General features: G+C 72.7%; 13 protein-coding genes. 8 read left to right on the top strand and 5 right to left on the bottom strand.

Translation table 11 applies throughout. The features are described from left to right. Nucleotides 1-117 precede the first annotated feature (117 nt). Nucleotides 118-1,332, bottom strand: a complete 1,215-nt coding sequence (locus tag ACFQ87_RS27420) for a GDSL-type esterase/lipase family protein (RefSeq protein WP_380613492.1) — start codon at nucleotides 1,330-1,332, stop codon at nucleotides 118-120. 252 nt (nucleotides 1,333-1,584) lie between these two features. Next, nucleotides 1,585-2,922, bottom strand: coding sequence for an aminotransferase class I/II-fold pyridoxal phosphate-dependent enzyme (locus ACFQ87_RS27415; protein WP_380613491.1), 1,338 nt, complete (start codon nucleotides 2,920-2,922; stop codon nucleotides 1,585-1,587). Between the two features lie 34 nt (nucleotides 2,923-2,956). Between ACFQ87_RS27415 and ACFQ87_RS27410 the strand changes: the two genes are divergently transcribed. The 6 genes from ACFQ87_RS27410 (at nucleotide 2,957) to ACFQ87_RS27385 (ending at nucleotide 8,652) form a co-directional block, all read left to right on the top strand. Further along, nucleotides 2,957-3,646: a pyridoxamine 5'-phosphate oxidase family protein gene (locus ACFQ87_RS27410; RefSeq protein WP_380613490.1), complete on the top strand. Its 690-nt coding sequence runs from the start codon at nucleotides 2,957-2,959 to the stop codon at nucleotides 3,644-3,646. A 14-nt stretch (nucleotides 3,647-3,660) separates the two neighbouring features. Then, nucleotides 3,661-4,320, top strand: coding sequence for an FMN-binding negative transcriptional regulator (locus ACFQ87_RS27405; RefSeq protein ID WP_380613489.1), 660 nt, complete (start codon nucleotides 3,661-3,663; stop codon nucleotides 4,318-4,320). 169 nt (nucleotides 4,321-4,489) lie between these two features. Then, nucleotides 4,490-5,902, top strand: a complete 1,413-nt coding sequence (locus ACFQ87_RS27400; RefSeq protein WP_380613488.1) for a sugar porter family MFS transporter — start codon at nucleotides 4,490-4,492, stop codon at nucleotides 5,900-5,902. A 57-nt stretch (nucleotides 5,903-5,959) separates the two neighbouring features. After that, a complete protein-coding gene (locus tag ACFQ87_RS27395) occupies nucleotides 5,960-6,661 on the top strand; it encodes a dienelactone hydrolase family protein (protein ID WP_380613486.1) in 702 nt (233 codons plus the stop codon). Nucleotides 6,662-6,723: 62 nt separating this feature from the next. Then, nucleotides 6,724-8,010, top strand: coding sequence for an MFS transporter (locus tag ACFQ87_RS27390; RefSeq protein WP_380613485.1), 1,287 nt, complete (start codon nucleotides 6,724-6,726; stop codon nucleotides 8,008-8,010). Nucleotides 8,011-8,109: 99 nt separating this feature from the next. Further along, nucleotides 8,110-8,652: an HAD domain-containing protein gene (locus tag ACFQ87_RS27385; protein ID WP_380613484.1), complete on the top strand. Its 543-nt coding sequence runs from the start codon at nucleotides 8,110-8,112 to the stop codon at nucleotides 8,650-8,652. On the opposite strand, the gene ACFQ87_RS27380 is transcribed toward ACFQ87_RS27385, so the two are convergent. After that, nucleotides 8,630-9,418: a CPBP family intramembrane glutamic endopeptidase gene (locus ACFQ87_RS27380; protein ID WP_380613483.1), complete on the bottom strand. Its 789-nt coding sequence runs from the start codon at nucleotides 9,416-9,418 to the stop codon at nucleotides 8,630-8,632. The genes ACFQ87_RS27385 and ACFQ87_RS27380 overlap by 23 nt on opposite strands. Before the next feature lie 122 nt (nucleotides 9,419-9,540). Next, nucleotides 9,541-11,046, bottom strand: coding sequence for a glutamate--cysteine ligase (locus tag ACFQ87_RS27375; protein WP_380613482.1), 1,506 nt, complete (start codon nucleotides 11,044-11,046; stop codon nucleotides 9,541-9,543). A 377-nt stretch (nucleotides 11,047-11,423) separates the two neighbouring features. On the opposite strand from ACFQ87_RS27375, the gene ACFQ87_RS27370 reads away from it, so the two are divergent. After that, complete coding sequence (locus ACFQ87_RS27370; protein ID WP_380613481.1) at nucleotides 11,424-11,996, top strand: hypothetical protein; 573 nt, start codon at nucleotides 11,424-11,426, stop codon at nucleotides 11,994-11,996. A gap of 416 nt (nucleotides 11,997-12,412) precedes the next feature. After that, on the top strand, nucleotides 12,413-12,604 hold the full coding sequence (locus ACFQ87_RS27365; RefSeq protein ID WP_380613480.1) for a DUF5999 family protein: 192 nt from the start codon (nucleotides 12,413-12,415) through the stop codon (nucleotides 12,602-12,604). Between the two features lie 182 nt (nucleotides 12,605-12,786). Here ACFQ87_RS27365 and gcvP read toward each other — a convergent pair whose 3' ends face one another. Then, on the bottom strand, nucleotides 12,787-15,687 hold the full coding sequence (gcvP, locus tag ACFQ87_RS27360; protein ID WP_380613479.1) for an aminomethyl-transferring glycine dehydrogenase: 2,901 nt from the start codon (nucleotides 15,685-15,687) through the stop codon (nucleotides 12,787-12,789). Between the last annotated feature and the right edge of the window lie 158 nt (nucleotides 15,688-15,845).

The raw sequence follows: 15,845 nt of genomic DNA, 5'->3' as shown, positions 1-15,845 counted from the left end.
TCGAGAGAGGAGGGGGGAAGGGCCCCACACAGGTTCGTTGCGCAAAAGGGGGGAGGTGGGGGTTGTTTGGTCCCCCCCGCCGGCGACGGCGCGGGCGGGGGCCCCGAACCGCGTCCGTCAGCGTGCGGCCAGGTACATCCCGCTCGCATCCTGCCCAGCGGTGTTGCGGCAGGCGTAGTCACCGCTGCTCTGCCCCCACAGCAGCGTCAGGCAGCGCCCGAGCGCCAACTGCCCGTAGTAGTTGGGGTGCATCGACTCCTGCAGCGCGCCCTGGGTGGTGTTGAAGCCGCCGTCCACGAACCGCGCCCACTCGCTGCTGGTCGCGGACGGAGCGGAGCTCACGGTCGGCTGCTCGGTTGCCGTCGAGCAGACCTCGCGGCCCTGCAGCATGTCGGACAGGTCCAGGAACTGCGCGCCCTTGGCCGCCGCGACCCCGGCCAGCGCCTTGGAGATCTGCGGCACCATCGAGTCGCGCGCCCAGTCGGCGTCCGCGTTCCAGAACGGGCAACCGCCGGTGTCCGAACGGCTCCAGCCGCTCTCCGGGTAACGCATCTCGGCGCTGCGCGGGATCGGCGACGGGTAGGACTGCAGCACCAGCCGGTAGTCCGACTGCGCGTAGCCCGCGTCGGCCATCACCGCGCGGATCTCGTCGATCGCCTTGCCGACCCCGGCCATCGCGGTCGGCATCTTGGAGTCGACCGAGGACTGCGCCGAGTCGTGGCAGTACGAGTTCCAGATCAGGTAGTCCTGCACGCAGTCGGAGATGATGCTGCCGAAGCCGAGGTCGTTGCCGCCGATCGACAGGGTGATCAGCTTGACGTTGTTCTGCCGTGCCACGGTGGCGAGTTGGTCGGCCTGCGGGGCCTCGCCCTTGAACGACTGACCGCCGTCGGCGGCGCGGAAGATGTTCGCGGTGACGGCCCCGGAGCAGGCCAGGTTGATCCGGCTCTGCGCGACCGTCGAAGCGCCGACCACCTCGGCGACGTCGGAGCGGTCGCAGCCGCTCGCCGCCGTGGCGCCGTAGACGACCGAAGGATCGGCCGAACTGCCGTTCCAGGCCCGGTCGGTGCCGTTGTGGCCGTCGCTGGTGCCGGCGGCGTTGCCCATCCAGCGTCCGGCCTCGCCGGAGATGTAGCTGTCGCCGAGCGTGACGCTCGCGGTGGGCCCGGCCGAAACGCCGGCCGCCCCGGCCGAAACCCCGCCCGGGGCGGCCGAGGCGGGCGTGGCCACGGCCAGCCCGGCCAGGGTCAGTGGAAGCGCGAAGGCTGCGGCGAGCAGCCGACGGCCGAGTCGAGGGGTGCTGCGGGTGATGCTCGAACAGTTTTCGGGCACGGCGGAACTCCTGCGGCTCGGTCTCCCCGCGGTGTGGGGACGGGAAGACGCGTACGTGAGGGTAGGCCGCCGGCCGGTGGCGCGATGAAGATGACATGGCCCCGCCCGCCGCCGCTAGGCATCTGCGCCAGGTTTCCGCATTTGTTACCGACGGGTTCAGACCAGACCTCACCCGCGATCGACCCGCAGTTCACCCCGCCGCCGGAATCTGCCCGCAAACCACCCCATCCCCGGCAGCCCCGACCGCCCCACTCACACCAGCCGCGAACCGGCCCCGCCCGACCCCAGCACCTCCGCCAGATCCTCCGCCAACCGTCGGGCGTCCGCCGCCTCCAGCCGGGCCGTGGTGAACCGCAGCCCGGGCGGCGACTGGATCCGGTACCGCGCCCCGGGCGCCGCGACCCAGCCCCGCTGCACCAGCGCCGCCAGCGCCGAGGTCTCGTCCGGCACCGGCACCCAGACGTTCAACCCGCTCTCCCCGTGCGCCGCGATCCCACGCGCCGCCAGTTCGCCCAGCAGCGCGTCCCGCCGCGCCCGGTAGGCGGCCGCCACCCGCGCGACCGGTGCCGCGTCGGTGCGCCACAGCTCGGCGACGGCGCGCTGCAGCAGGTGGCTGACCCACCCGGCGCCCAGCCGCAGCCGCCCGGCGACCCGGCCGATCGTCTCCTCGTCACCGACCGCCACCGACACCCGCAGGTCCGGCCCGTACGCCTTGGCCGCCGAGCGCACCACCACCCAGTGCCGCGGCCCGGCGCCGACCAGCGGGTGGTACGGCTGGTCGACCATGCCGTGCCCGTGGTCGTCCTCGATCAGCAGCACCCCGGGGTGCCCGGCCAGGACGGCCCGCAGCGCCTCGGCCCGCCGGGCGCTGAGCGCCGCACCGGTCGGGTTCTGCGCCCGGCTGGTCACCACGACCGCGCGGGCGCCCTCGGCGAGCGCCACGGCCAGCGAGTCGGGCAGCGGCCCCTCGTCGTCCAGCCGCACCGGCGCGGGCCGCAGCCCCATCGCGGGCAGCAGGTCGAGCAGGCTGCCCCAGCCCGGGTCCTCCACCGCCACCGCGTCGCCGGGGCGCAGGTGCGCGCCGAGGGTGCGCTCGATGGTGTCCAGCGAGCCGGAGGCGACCACGATCGGGCCGCCGGGCAACCCGTCGGCCTCGAAGGAGGCACGGGCGAGCGCGAGCAGTCCGGCGTCGGTGTTCGGATACCCGTAGAGCACGGGCTCGGCCTTCGCGGCCTCGGCCGCGGCCGCGAGGGCCTGGGCGAGGTCGGGCAGCAGGGCCGGGTCCGGGTTGCCGGCGGACAGGTCGCGGGCGTTCGGGGGGACGGGGACGCGGATCTGGTCGCGGGTGGTGAGCGCGGGCCGGGGCAGGATCCGGCTGCCCTTGCGGCCGGCCGTCTCGATCACGCCCCGGTCGCGCAGCAGCCGGTAGGCGGCGGCCACGGTGTTGGGGTTCACGCCGAGTTCGGTGGCCAGGTCGCGCAGCGGGGGCAGCGTGGTTCCGGGGGCGAGCCGCCCGCTGCTCACGCCCTGTTCGATGTGGGCGGCGATTTCGCTGGCGCGTCGCCCTTTCAGCGGATAGTCTCCTAGCACAAAGTGGATTATGCACTAGTACATTGAGGTTGTCATGCCGGACACGCCGACGCACAGCACCCCGACGCCGACCAGCGACGCCACCTACTCCCGCACCCCCCGCACCACCCCCACCCGTTACAAGGACCGCGCCACCTGGGAGCAGGAGGCGATCCACGCCGTCCTCGACAGCGTCTACATCTGCCACCTCGGCTTCATCGCCGACGGCGCCCCGGTCGTGCTGCCGACGATCTTCGCCCGGGTCGGCAGCCGGCTCTACGTCCACGGCTCGACCGGCAGCCGCCCGCTGCGCGGCGCCTCCGCCGAGCAGGGCATGCCGGTCTGCATCACCGTGACCCAGGTCGACGCCCTGGTGCTGACCAAGTCCGCGTTCAACCACTCGGTGAACTTCCGCTCGGTGGTCGCCCACGGCACCGCCTACCAGGTCACCGACCCGGAGGAACTGGACATAGCGCTGGCCGCCCTGGTCGACCACGCGATCCCCGGCCGCTCCGGCGAGATCCGCCCGGCCAACGCCAAGGAACTCGCCGCCACCGCCGTGATCCGGCTCGAGCTGGACGAGGTCTCGGCCAAGACCCGCGAGGACGGCGCCGCCGACGACCCCGAGGACGCCGACCTGCCGCACTGGTCCGGCCTGATCCCGGTCACCACCGTGCACGGCGCCCCCGTCCCGTACGACGAGTCCGTCCCGCTGCCCGCGCACCTGCACGGCTACCCCCGCTGAGAAGGGCCGCACCGATGCTGATCAGGTCCTGGGACCGCGGTGACGAGGACGAGTGGCGCGCCTGGCTGGCCGAGGGCCGCGACTTCGGCCTGCTCGCCGCCAACGGCCGCCCCGGCGAGGGCCCGGTGCTGGTCCCGACGCACTTCCTGCTGGACGCCGGGCGCGGCGAGATCCTGCTCCACCTCGCCGCGCCCAACCCGCTGCTGGCCGCCGTCCGGGCCGACCCGAACGTCACCCTCGCGGTCACCGACGGCTACGCCTTCGCCCCCGGCCACTGGCGCGGCGCGCCCGGCACGCCCACCAGCTACTACGCGTCGGTCCACTTCCACTGCACGGCCGAGGTCGTCGAGTCCGCCGCCGACAAGGCGGAGATCCTCAACCGTCAGCTGGCGCACTTCCAACCGGAGACCCCGGACGTCCGGGTGGTCCCCGGCGAAGGCGAGTTCGCCCGGCTGCTGCCGGGGCTGCGCGGGCTCCGACTGACGGTGCGCGAGGTGCGGGCCAAGTTCAAGTACGACGACAAGAAACCCGCCGAGGCGCAGCACGCGATCGCCGCGCGCCTCGCCGAGCGCGAAGGCGCCCCCGCCCTCCGTTACGACCAGGACGCCGCCGCCCGGACCCAGCTGCTGCGGCGCCATCAACGGCGCACGACCGTGACGCGCGCCGCCGACTGACTCAGGGCCAGTCCCTCGGGTCCATGCCTGATCCGACAAAACCCGAGGGACTGACCCCGGGTCACCCGATCAGGCCCTCAACCCGGGCAGGGCGGCCGCCGCGCTGATCGAATGTGAGACGAGCCCTGCCCAGCCGTAGGTGCGGGCCCGTCCACCTCGGGGAGCGCGCGTGTCCACAGTCCACAGTCAGCGGGCCTCCGGCGAGGCCCACCTCGGGCACGTGGTGTTCATCTCCGCGGCGGCGGCCATGGGCGGCTTCCTGTTCGGCTACGACAGCGCGGTGATCAACGGCGCGGTGACGGGCATCCAGAAGCACTTCGGCGTGGGCCACGGCACCACCGCCTTCGTGGTCGCCATCGCGCTGCTCGGCTCGGCCGTCGGCGCGGTGGCCGCCGGCCGGCTGGCCGACCACCTCGGCCGGGTGCGCACGATGCTGCTGGCCGCCGCGCTGTTCGCGGCCAGCGGCATCGGCTCGATGTTCCCGCCGAACATCGAGGTGCTGGCCGCCTGGCGCGTGGTCGGCGGCATCGCGATCGGCATCGCCTCGGTGATCGCGCCCACCTACATCGCCGAGGTCGCCCCCACCGCCTACCGCGGCCGGCTCGCCTCCTTCCAGCAGATGGCGATCGTGCTCGGCATCACCGTCTCCCAGCTCGCCAACTGGGCGCTCAACCAGGCCGCCGGCGGCGAGTCCACCGGCCACCTCGGCGGCATCCAGGCCTGGCAGTGGATGCTCGGCGTCGAGGCCATCCCGGCCCTGGTGTACGGCATGATGGCGCTGGCCATCCCGGAGTCGCCGCGCTTCCTGATCGCCGACCACCGCGAGGCGCAGGCCCGCAGGGTGCTGGTGGAGGTCGAGGGCCAGGACGTCGACCTGGACGCCCGGGTGGCGGAGATCCGCGCGGTGCTGGAGTCCGCCCACAAGCCCCGGCTGAGGGACCTGCTCGGCGGGCGCCTCGGTCTGCTGCCGATCGTCTGGGTCGGCATCGGGGCCTCGGTGTTCCAGCAGTTCGTCGGCATCAACGTGATCTTCTACTACTCCTCCTTCCTCTGGCAGTCGGTCGGCATCAACGAGTCCAACTCACTGCTGATCAGCCTCTCCACCTCGATCATCAACGTGATCGGCACGGTGATCGCGATGGTCCTGGTGGACCGGATCGGCCGCAAGCCGCTCGCCCTGGCCGGTTCCATCGGCATGGCGATCGCGCTGGGCGCGGCCGCCTGGGCGTTCTCCTACCGGCACGGCACCGGCGACACCGCCACCCTCGACAACACCCACGCCACCGTCGCCCTGGTCGCCGCGCACGTCTTCGTGCTCTGCTTCGCCTTCTCCTGGGGCGTGGTGGTCTGGGTGCTGCTCGGCGAGATGTTCCCCAACCGGATCCGGGCGCTGGCGCTGTCGGTCGCCGCCTCGGCCCAGTGGATCGCCAACTGGGCGATCACCGTCACCTTCCCGGACCTCGCCGACTGGAACCTCTCCGCGACGTACGTCATCTACGCGTCCTTCGCGCTGCTCTCCATCCCGTTCGTGGCCTTCTGCATCAAGGAGACCAAGGGCCGCGCCCTGGAGGAGATGGGCTGAGAGGCCGCTCCCCTCCCCACCCACGCCGCACGCGGCCCGACCCACCGAGAGGAAGCCATGCCTGACCAGGGCGGCTCCCGGCAGAACGTCACCTTCCCGAGCAACGGCCGCACCGCGCACGGGTACCTGGCCCGCCCTCCGCAGGGCATCGGGCCCGGCCTGGTGGTGGTGCAGGAGTGGTGGGGTCTCACCTCGCACGTCGCGGACATGGCCGACCGCTTCGCCGCCGAGGGGTTCACCGTCCTCGCCCCCGACCTGTTCGGCGGCGCCACCACCCACGACCGGGCCGAGGCCGCCCGCCTCAGACGCGAACTCCCGGTCGAACGGGCCGTCGAGGACCTCTCCGGCGCCGTCGACCACCTGCTCTCGCTGGACGGCGTGGTCGGCGACGCCGTCGGCGTGGTCGGCTTCTGCATGGGCGGCGGCTTCGCCCTGATGCTGGCCGCCCGGTCCGGGGACAAGGTGGCCGCCGTAGCCCCCTTCTACGGCCTGCCGCCCGACCCGGACTTCGACTACCGGGATCTGACCGCCCACGTCCTCGGGCACTTCGGCGAACTCGACCGCTCGATCCCGATGACCGCCGTGGACGAGGCCGCGATCCGGATCGGCGAGGCCACCGACGTCCGCCCCGAGTTCCACTTCTACCCGGCCGGGCACGCCTTCATGAACGACGAGAACCCGCTCGGCACCTACGACGCCTTGCAGGCCGGGATCGCCTGGCGCCGCACCGTCAGCTTCCTCTGGGGCCACCTCGGCTGACCGCCGATCCAGGTGTCAAAACCTGGTGGACACCTGTACGAACTCAAGGCCATAGTCGCTGGGTGCCGACGCCACCCCCGCCGACAGCCGCCCGCCGCTTCGCCTGGGCGAGCCGCAACTTCCGCATCCAGACCGCCGCCACCGTGATCAGCGGTCTCGGCAACGCCGGCGCCCCCATCGCCACCGCGTTCGCCGTCCTCGGCAACGGCGGCACCACCGCCGAGGTCGGCTACGTCACCGCCGCCCGCCTGCTGCCGACCGTGCTGCTCCTGGTGGTCGGCGGCACCCTCGCCGACCGGCTGCCGCGCCACCACATCATGGTCGCCGCCAACCTGTTCAGCGGTGTCTCCCAGGCCGTCCTGGCCGCCCTGGTCCTGGCCGGGAACGTCCAGTTGTGGCAGTTGCTGGTGCTCTCCGCCGCCGGTGGCGCCGGATACGCCCTCTACTCCCCCGCCGCCGGCGGCATGATCATGCAGGCCGTCCCCCAGGAGCACGCCGCCCGTGCGTTCTCGGTCTTCCGGATGGGCCAGAACGCCTCCCAGATCGGCGGCGCCGCCCTCGGCGGAGCGCTCACCGCCGCCTTCGGCCCCGGCTGGGTGCTCGCCCTGGACGCGCTGTGCTTCCTGATCGCCGCCGCCCTCCGGTTCCTCCTGGAGGCCGAGTCCGCGCCCGCCCCCTCCGGCGGCAGCATGCTGCGCGACCTGCGCGAGGGCTGGCAGGAGTTCGCCTCCCGCCGCTGGCTCTGGGTGATCGTGCTGCAGTTCGCCGTCCTGGTCGCCTGCATCAACGCGGTCGAGGCGGTCTACGGGCCGACCGTGGCCAAGGACCGGCTCGGCGGTGCGGGCGCCTGGGGCCTGGCGATGTCCGCCTACGGCGTCGGCCTGGTGGTCACCGGCCTGCTGATGGCGCGTTGGCGTCCCCGCCGGATCCTGCTGGTCGGCAACTGGGGCGTGTTCCTGTTCGGCGTGCCCGCCCTGGCCTTGGCCGTCGCCGCACCGCTGCCCGTGCTGGTCGCCGCGATGTTCCTCTCCGGGGTCGGCGTCACCGTCTTCGGCGTCAACTGGATGGTCGCGCTCCAGCAGGAGGTCCCGGAGGAGATGTTCTCCCGGGTCACCGCCTACGACGAGCTCGGCTCCTACTCGCTGTCCCCGGTCGGCACGGCGCTGGCCGGCCCGGCCGCCACCGTGCTCGGCCTGTCCGGCGCGCTCTGGGCGTGCGCCGTGCTGTGCCTACTGCTCAGCGCCGCGGTCCTGCTCGACCCCCAGGTGCGCCGGCTCACCCGACGGTCTCCCGACCGGGGCACCTCGGACGCACCGGTGCCCGTCGACGAGCCCGCGCCCGCGTCGTGAGCCCCCTGTGCGCCCCGCGTGCGCCCGCCGGAGAGCAACCGGTGGGGCCAGTGAGTCGTCCGACCGAGTAGGAATCACCATCCATTCGGGAGCGCACCGGTGCCGAAGCCACTGCTGTTCCTGGACGTCGACGGGGTGCTGAACCCGGTCTGTCCGCATCCGGAGGCCGGTTTCGACTCTCACACCCTGCTCGGCCACGCCGTCCTGCTCGCCGCCGAGCACGGCCAGTGGCTGCGCGAACTCGCCGGAACGTACGAGCTGGTCTGGGCCACCACCTGGGAGGAGCACGCCAACACCCACATCGCCCCGGCGATCGGCCTGGACCCGCTCCCCTTCGTCCGCTTCACCGGGTACGTCCCGCAGCCCGGCGACCCGCGCGTCCCGTTGATGGAGCTGTTCTCCGCCCGCAAGTGGGCGCCGCTGCTGCGCTACGCCGAGGGCCGGCCGTTCGCCTGGGTGGACGACGTCATCCCGCCCCGGCTGGTCCGCAGGTCGTTGTGGCGCCGCGACCGGCTGTTGCTGCCGATAGACCCCGGCCAGGGCCTGGAGCGCCGGCACGTCGATCGCCTGCTCACCCGGCCGCCGCGCGGCAAGGCGCCGACCGCCGGTGGACCGGCGGTCAGGGGGTCGGCAGCCAGCTGACGTTGCCGGCGAGCAGCGCGTACCCGACGAAGGCCACCGTGTCGATCAGCGCGTGCGCCGCCACCAGCGGCATCACCCGCCCCCAGCGCCGGTACAGCAGGCAGAACACCGCCCCCATCACCATGTTGCCGACCAGCCCGCCGACCCCCTGGTACAGGTGGTACGAGCCGCGCAGCACCGAGCTCGCCACCAGCACCGCCGGCCAGGACCATCCCAACTGCCCCAGTCGGCGCAGCAGGTAGCCGAGGACGACGACCTCCTCCAGGATCGCGTTCTGCCAGGCTGAGAGCACCAGCACCGGCACCCGCCACCACACCTCCGGCAGCCCCGAGGGCGCGACCGTCAGGTTGTACCCGGCCGCCTGCGAGGCCAGGTACAGCGCCAGCCCGGAGCCGCCGATCGCCGCCGCGACGGCCGCGCCCCGGCCGAGGTCGCGCAGCTTCTGCCCGAGGTCGAAGCCCATCACCCGCAGCGCCGTGCCCTCGCGCACCAGCAGGTAGCCGACCAGCACCACCGGCATCAGTCCGCGCCCGATGTAGTACAGCTGCCACACCAGGTCCAGCCAGGGCCGACCGGGCGCGCGCGAGCCGTTCAGCGTGGCGACCTGCTGGCCGAGCCGGAGCGGTTCGGTGAGCGAGCCCGCGAAGCTGATCAGCGCGCTGATCCCGCTGGCCCCGAGGGAGAGGCCGAGGACGATCAGCAGCTCCGCGCCGAGCAGCCGGCGGGTGGGCTGCGCGGTCTCCGGCGCGGTCGGGCGGGTTGTCACGGGTGCTCCAGCGGACGGGCGGTCGCTCCGGCCGTCGGCGGACACCGGAGCGATCATCCTGACACAGCCGTGGCGGGGCCTGTCCGCCGGATGTGCGGGCCCGGCGGGATCCGCCGACCCCCCTACCCCACGGGCCAGGTGTGCACCGGCTCTCCGCCGCGCATGTGCTCGGCGTAGCGCCTGGTCATCGCGGCGAGTGCGGCCGGCCGGTCCATCCCGTACTGCTCGCGCAGCCGGTGGAAGGTCGCGCTCTGCCAGGCCGCGCCGTTGGTGCGGCGCAGACAGCGCTGCTCGATGATCCCCAGGTAGCGGTCCCGGTCGGCCGGCTCCACGCCCCACTCGTCCAGCCCCTGGTAGGCCATCGGCAACAGCTCGCCCAGCACCAGGTCGACGGCGGAGACCGTCTGCAACCCGCCGCCGCGGCCCGCCCGACCGGACCGCGGCCACTGGAACACCGCGTCGATGCCGTACCGGGCGCCCTGGCGGAAGTTCTCGTCCGCCCGCTCGAACGGCAGCCGGTTCCAGACCGGCCGGGGCTGCTCGGCGAGCACGCGCACCAGCCCGTAGTAGAAGGCGGCGTTGGCCAGCGTGTCGGCCACCGTCGGCCCGGCCGGCAGCGCCCGGTTCTCCACCCGCAGGTGCGCCACCCCGTCCGAGACGTCGTAGATCGGCCGGTTCCAGCGGTAGATGGTGCCGTTGTGCAGGCGCATCTCGGCGAGCTTGGGCGCGCCGCCGGAGGCCAGCGCCTTGAGCGGGTCCTCGTCGTCGCAGATCGGCAGCAGCGCCGGGAAGTAGCGCAGGTTCTCCTCGAAAAGGTCGTACGCCGAGTCCACCCAGCGCTCTCCGAACCAGGTGATCGGGCGCACACCCTGGGCCTTGAGCTCCGCCGAACGGGTGTCACAGGCCTGCTGGAAGAGCACCGGACGGGTCTCCCGCCACAGCTCCCGTCCGAACAGGAACGGGGAGTTGGCGCCGAGCGCGAGCTGCGGCCCGCAGATCGCCTGGGCGGCGTTCCACACCGAGGAGAACCGCTCCGGGGTCACCTGCAGGTGCAACTGCAGCGAGGTCGCGGCGGCCTCGGCCACCATGGTGACCGACTCCAGTTGGAGGTGCTCGACCCCCTCGATGTCCAGCGCGATGTCCTCGCCCCGGGCGGCCAGGATCTGATCGCTGAGCAGGCTGTACCGCTGGTTGTGGCTCATCGCGTCCAGCCCGGTGTGGTCGTGCTCCAGGGTCGGCAGGATGCCCACCATGACGATCCGGGCACCGGCCTCGGCGGCCCGCCGGTCGGCGTAGCGCAACCCGGTGTCGATCTCCTCGCGCAGTTCCTCGAAGACGTGCCCGCAGAGCCGGTGCGGCACGATGTTGACCTCGATGTTGAACTGACCCAGTTCGGTCTGGAAGTCGCTGGAGCCGATCGCGCTCAGCACCTGGGCGTTGCGCATCACCGGCAGGCCCTGCTCGTCGGCCAGGTTGAGTTCGATCTCCAGCCCCACCACCGCCCGCGGCCGGTCGAAACGGTCCTCGCGCAGCATCCGCCCGAGCGCGTCGAGGCAGGCCTGGAGCTTGAGCCGGTACTGCTGCCGATCCGCCAGATCCGCCCGAGTCGCCACGACCTTCTCGCCCACGGTCCCCTCCTCCTGAGACACCCGGCCGTCCGACCGTGCAAGCATCATGCCCACCTCGAAGATCGATACCCGAATGCTTGTACTGGCTTGCAATGCAAGGCAACTGACGGAATTTCAGACCATCTGCAGACTTGCCCGTCACCACGGCCTGTGATAAACAGATCACCCTGCGCATTTGTTCGATGAATTCGAGGAATCCGCACTGCGCTCCGGCCGGTCTTCTCCCGCCCCGAGTCCCCCGTCGACGGCGGCGACCGCGCCGGCTCCGCGATCCTGCACAACCGGACACGGCCAGGCCCCCGTCACCGAAGACGCACCGTGCCACGCCGGTATGCCGCACTCGCACGCCGATCTCGCTTGGAGAGGCGGACCCCGCCATGACCCTGCAGACCCCCCAGCCCCCACCGAGCGCCCTACGCGCGGTCCTGGGCGCGCTCGACTCGGACACCGCGCTGCGCCAGCCCGCCGCCGCAGCGCTGCGTCACCCGACCGGACCACTGCTCCCCGCGCATCCGCTCGCGGTGCACGTCCTGGACGGCCCGCGCCCCGAGCTCCCCGCCGCCCGCCGGACCGGCTGGCGCTTCCTGATCAAGGACGGCGCCGACGTGGCCGCCGCCGCCGAGGTGGTCCAGACTGCGGAGGGCCACACCTTCTCCCACTTCACCGCCGGCCCCTACCTCTCCTCCACCGTCCGGGCGCTGCGCGAGGCCTGGCAGCTCGCCCAGAACGCCCGCTCCCGCTGCCAGCCCCGGCTGCTCACGTTCCCCGGTCAGTACGCGACGGCGCTCTGGCTGCACAGTCCCGACACCGGTCCGGCCGCCGACCTGCTGATCCCGCTCGCCCCGGCCCCGCTCGGCGTCACCGCGCACCGCGCCTACCCGGCCGCCGAGCTGTTGCCGCTGCTCGCCCGTGCTCCGCTCGCCGGACCGCTGCTGCTCGGCTCCTCCTGAACCTCCGCCGCCCCGTCCGCACCCCGCCGCCGGGCCACCCGCCCGGCGGCCCTTCGCCGCGTCCTCCCCGCTTCGCGGCCTCACCCGAACGGCCACCATCTGGACGGGCCACCCGCAATGGCCCCACCGGGCTATCCCCCGACTGGCCCATCGGTGCGCGAATTCCCTCCGGCCCCACCTGAACGGGTGATCTCTGCCCGGGAGTTGTGGCGCATGTCACGAAATCCCTGCGCGCGCGTCCGCAGATGCCGACACTGGGAACCAGCGTGGAAGGACCACCTGTCCTACCCACTTGAGCGCCGGTCCACACCTGGTCGGCGTTGCGGACAGGATCCGACTACCGCGGCGGCTCCGGACGGCACCACCTCCGGGACCGCACCACGGGGAGGATCGCAGAGCGAAGCGAGGGTACGCGTATGTGCCAGCACCGTCCTGAGTGCCCATCGGCCGAGTCCGAGGACCGTGAGGCGGCCGTGCCGGTGGCCTGCCACCCGGAGCAGGGTTGGAGCCTGCTCTGCAACGGCGTCGTGTTGTTCGAGGACACCGGAGAGCTGCTGCCCGACGGCCGGGTGATCGCCCCGCGCCGCCCTGTCGCCCACGCGGCCTGAGACAGCACGGACTGGGGGGTGGACGACCCGACCCGTACGGCCGGAACCGTACGGCCCGGGACCACCCGGCGGGGGCAGCCGCCGACCCGACCGGGAACGACGACCCGACCGGGAACGACAAAGGGCAGGGCCCCAGCAGAAACGTTCTGCCAGGGCCCTGCCCCATGTCCGTCCGCTGAGGATCAGACGCCGTACTCGTCCAGCGGCGGGCAGGAGCAGACCAGGTTGCGGTCGCCGTACGCGCCGTCGATCCGGCTCACCGGCGGCCAGTACTTGCCCGCCGGGTTCACGCCCGCCGGGAAGACCGCCTCCTGCCGCGAGTAGCCGTGCGCCCAGTCGCCGGCGAGGGTGGCGGCGGTGTGCGGGGCGTTGCGCAGCGGGTTGTCCTCGGCCGCCCACTCACCCGAGCCGACCTTGTCGATCTCGGCCCGGATCTCGATCATCGCGTCGCAGAACCGGTCGATCTCGTGCAGGTCCTCGGACTCGGTCGGCTCGATCATCAGCGTGCCGGCCACCGGGAAGGACATCGTCGGCGCGTGGAAGCCGTAGTCGATCAGGCGCTTGGCGATGTCGTCCACCGTCACACCCGTCTCCTTGGTCAGCGGGCGCAGGTCGATGATGCACTCGTGCGCGACCAGCCCGCCCGGGCCGGTGTAGAGCACCGGGAAGTGCGGCGCCAGCCGCTTGGCGATGTAGTTGGCGTTCAGCACCGCCACCTGGGTCGCGTGCTTAAGGCCCTCGCCGCCCATCAGCCGGACGTACGCCCAGGAGATCGGCAGGATCGCCGCCGAACCCCACGGCGCGGCCGAGATCGGGCCGACACCGGTGGCCGGGCCGGCCTCCTCCTGCAGCGGGTGGTTGGGCAGGTACGGCGCCAGGTGGGCGCGAACCGCGACCGGGCCGACGCCCGGGCCGCCGCCGCCGTGCGGGATGCAGAAGGTCTTGTGCAGGTTCAGGTGCGAGACGTCCGCGCCGAACTTGCCCGGCTTGGCCAGGCCGACCAGGGCGTTCAGGTTGGCGCCGTCCACGTACACCTGGCCGCCGGCCTCGTGCACCAGGGCGCAGATGTCGGTGATCTGGGTCTCGTACACGCCGTGGGTCGACGGGTAGGTGACCATCAGCACGGAGAGGTTGTCGCGGTGCTGCTCGATCTTGGCCTTCAGGTCCTCGACGTCCACGTCACCGTCGACCAGGGTCTTCACCACGACCACGCGCATGCCGGCCATCACCGCGGAGGCGGCGTTGGTGCCGTGCGCCGAGGACGGGATCAGGCAGACGTCACGCTGGGTGTCGCCGTTGGCATGGTGGTAGGCGCGGACGGCCAGCAGGCCGGCCAGCTCGCCCTGGGAGCCGGCGTTCGGCTGGATCGACACGGCGTCGTAGCCGGTGACCTCGACCAGCTGCTGCTCCAGCTGGCGGATCAGGGTCAGGAAGCCCTCGGCCTGGTCGATCGGCGCGAAGGGGTGCAGCTGCCCGAACTCCGGCCAGGTCACCGCCTCCATCTCGGTGGTCGCGTTGAGCTTCATGGTGCAGGAGCCCAGCGGGATCATGCCGCGGTCCAGCGCGTAGTCCCGGTCCGACAGGCGGCGCAGGTAGCGCAGCATGGCGGTCTCCGAGCGGTGGCTGTGGAAGACCGGGTGGGTCAGGTACTCGTCCTCGCGCAGCAGCCCGGCGGGCAGCGTCTCGGCGGCCTCGGCCACCTCGACGGCGGGGACGCCGAACGCGGCCCAGACGCCGGCCAGGTGCTCGCGGGTGGTGGTCTCGTCCGTGGAGATCGAGATCCGGTCCGCGCCGTCCTGGTGGACGTTGATGCCGTGGGTGCGGGCGGCGGCGGCGATCTCGGCGGCACGGCCCGGGACGACGGCGGTGACGGTGTCGAAGAACTCGCCGTGCAGCAGCTCCACGCCGCCGGCCCGCAGGCCCTCGGCGAGGGCGGCGGCGTAGCGGTGGGTGCGGCGGGCGATGTCGGCCAGGCCGTCCGGACCGTGGTAGACCGCGTACATCGAGGCCATCACGGCGAGCAGCACCTGGGCGGTGCAGATGTTGCTGGTGGCCTTCTCACGGCGGATGTGCTGCTCGCGGGTCTGCAGCGCCAGGCGGTAGGCGCGGTTGCCGTCGGCGTCGACGGACACGCCGACCAGACGGCCGGGCAGCGAGCGGGCGTACTCGGCGCGCACCGACAGGTAGCCGGCGTGCGGACCGCCGAATCCCATCGGCACACCGAAGCGCTGCGAGGTGCCGCAGGCGATGTCGGCGCCCAGCGAGCCCGGGGACTTGAGCAGGGTCAGCGCCAGCAGGTCGGCGGCCACGGCGACGATCGCGCCCAGCCCGTGCGCCTGGTCGATCACCGGGGCGAGGTCGCGGACCACACCGGTGGCGCCCGGGTACTGCAGCAGCACACCGAAGACGCCGCGCTCGGCGATCTCGGCCGGGATGCCCTCGGACAGGTCGGCGACGACGACCTCGACACCGGTCGGCACGGCACGGGTGTTGATCACCGCGATGGTCTGCGGCAGGGTCTCGGCGTCGACCAGGAAGACACCGCCCTTGACCTTGGTGACGCGGCGGGCCAGCGCCATCGCCTCGGCGGCCGCGGTGCCCTCGTCCAGCAGCGAGGAACCGGAGGTGGGCAGACCGGTCAGGTCGGAGACCAGGGTCTGGAAGTTGAGCAGCGCCTCCAGACGGCCCTGCGAGATCTCCGGCTGGTACGGGGTGTACGCGGTGTACCAGGCCGGGTTCTCCATGACGTTGCGCAGGATCACCGGCGGGGTGAAGGTGCCGTAGTAGCCCAGGCCGATCATCGGCTGGAGCACCTTGTTGCGGCTCGCCAGCTCGCGCAACTCGGCGAGGACCTGCGCCTCGCTGCGACCGGCGGGCAGGGCCAGGGCGGTGATGGAGCGGATCGCCTCGGGAACGGCGGTGTCGGCGAGCTCGTCCAGCGAGCCGTAGCCGACGGACGCCAGCATCTTCTCCTGGGCCGCGGCGTCGGGGCCGATGTGGCGGTTCTCGAAGGGGCTGGCCAGCTCAAGCTCGGTGAGGGTCGAGGCGCCGGTGGGGCGTCCCGCGTTCGGCTGGGCGTTCATGGTGGTCGAGGCCTCCTGGTCACGGACCGGCGGGGGCACGCACGCCGACCGGTCGTTCCGCTGCGGACAGCGGATCGCCTGGGCGGACGAACCCGGAAGGCCTCCCCCTCTGTCATCGGGACCTGAGAGCTTCGCCCGCACGTCGCGCTGTCGGCGCT

Source organism: Kitasatospora sp. NPDC056531 (genome assembly GCF_042794375.1).
GTDB lineage: Bacteria > Actinomycetota > Actinomycetes > Streptomycetales > Streptomycetaceae > Kitasatospora.
This window is presented reverse-complemented; position numbering and strand designations above follow the sequence as displayed.

Coding starts and splice junctions, on each gene's coding strand:
- ACFQ87_RS27405 (WP_380613489.1), top strand. CDS start 3,661: ATGCTGATCAGGTCCTGGGACCGCGGTGACGAGGACGAGTGGCGCGCC.
- ACFQ87_RS27370 (WP_380613481.1), top strand. CDS start 11,424: ATGACCCTGCAGACCCCCCAGCCCCCACCGAGCGCCCTACGCGCGGTC.
- ACFQ87_RS27410 (WP_380613490.1), top strand. CDS start 2,957: ATGCCGGACACGCCGACGCACAGCACCCCGACGCCGACCAGCGACGCC.
- gcvP (WP_380613479.1), bottom strand. CDS start 15,687: ATGAACGCCCAGCCGAACGCGGGACGCCCCACCGGCGCCTCGACCCTC.
- ACFQ87_RS27365 (WP_380613480.1), top strand. CDS start 12,413: ATGTGCCAGCACCGTCCTGAGTGCCCATCGGCCGAGTCCGAGGACCGT.
- ACFQ87_RS27395 (WP_380613486.1), top strand. CDS start 5,960: ATGCCTGACCAGGGCGGCTCCCGGCAGAACGTCACCTTCCCGAGCAAC.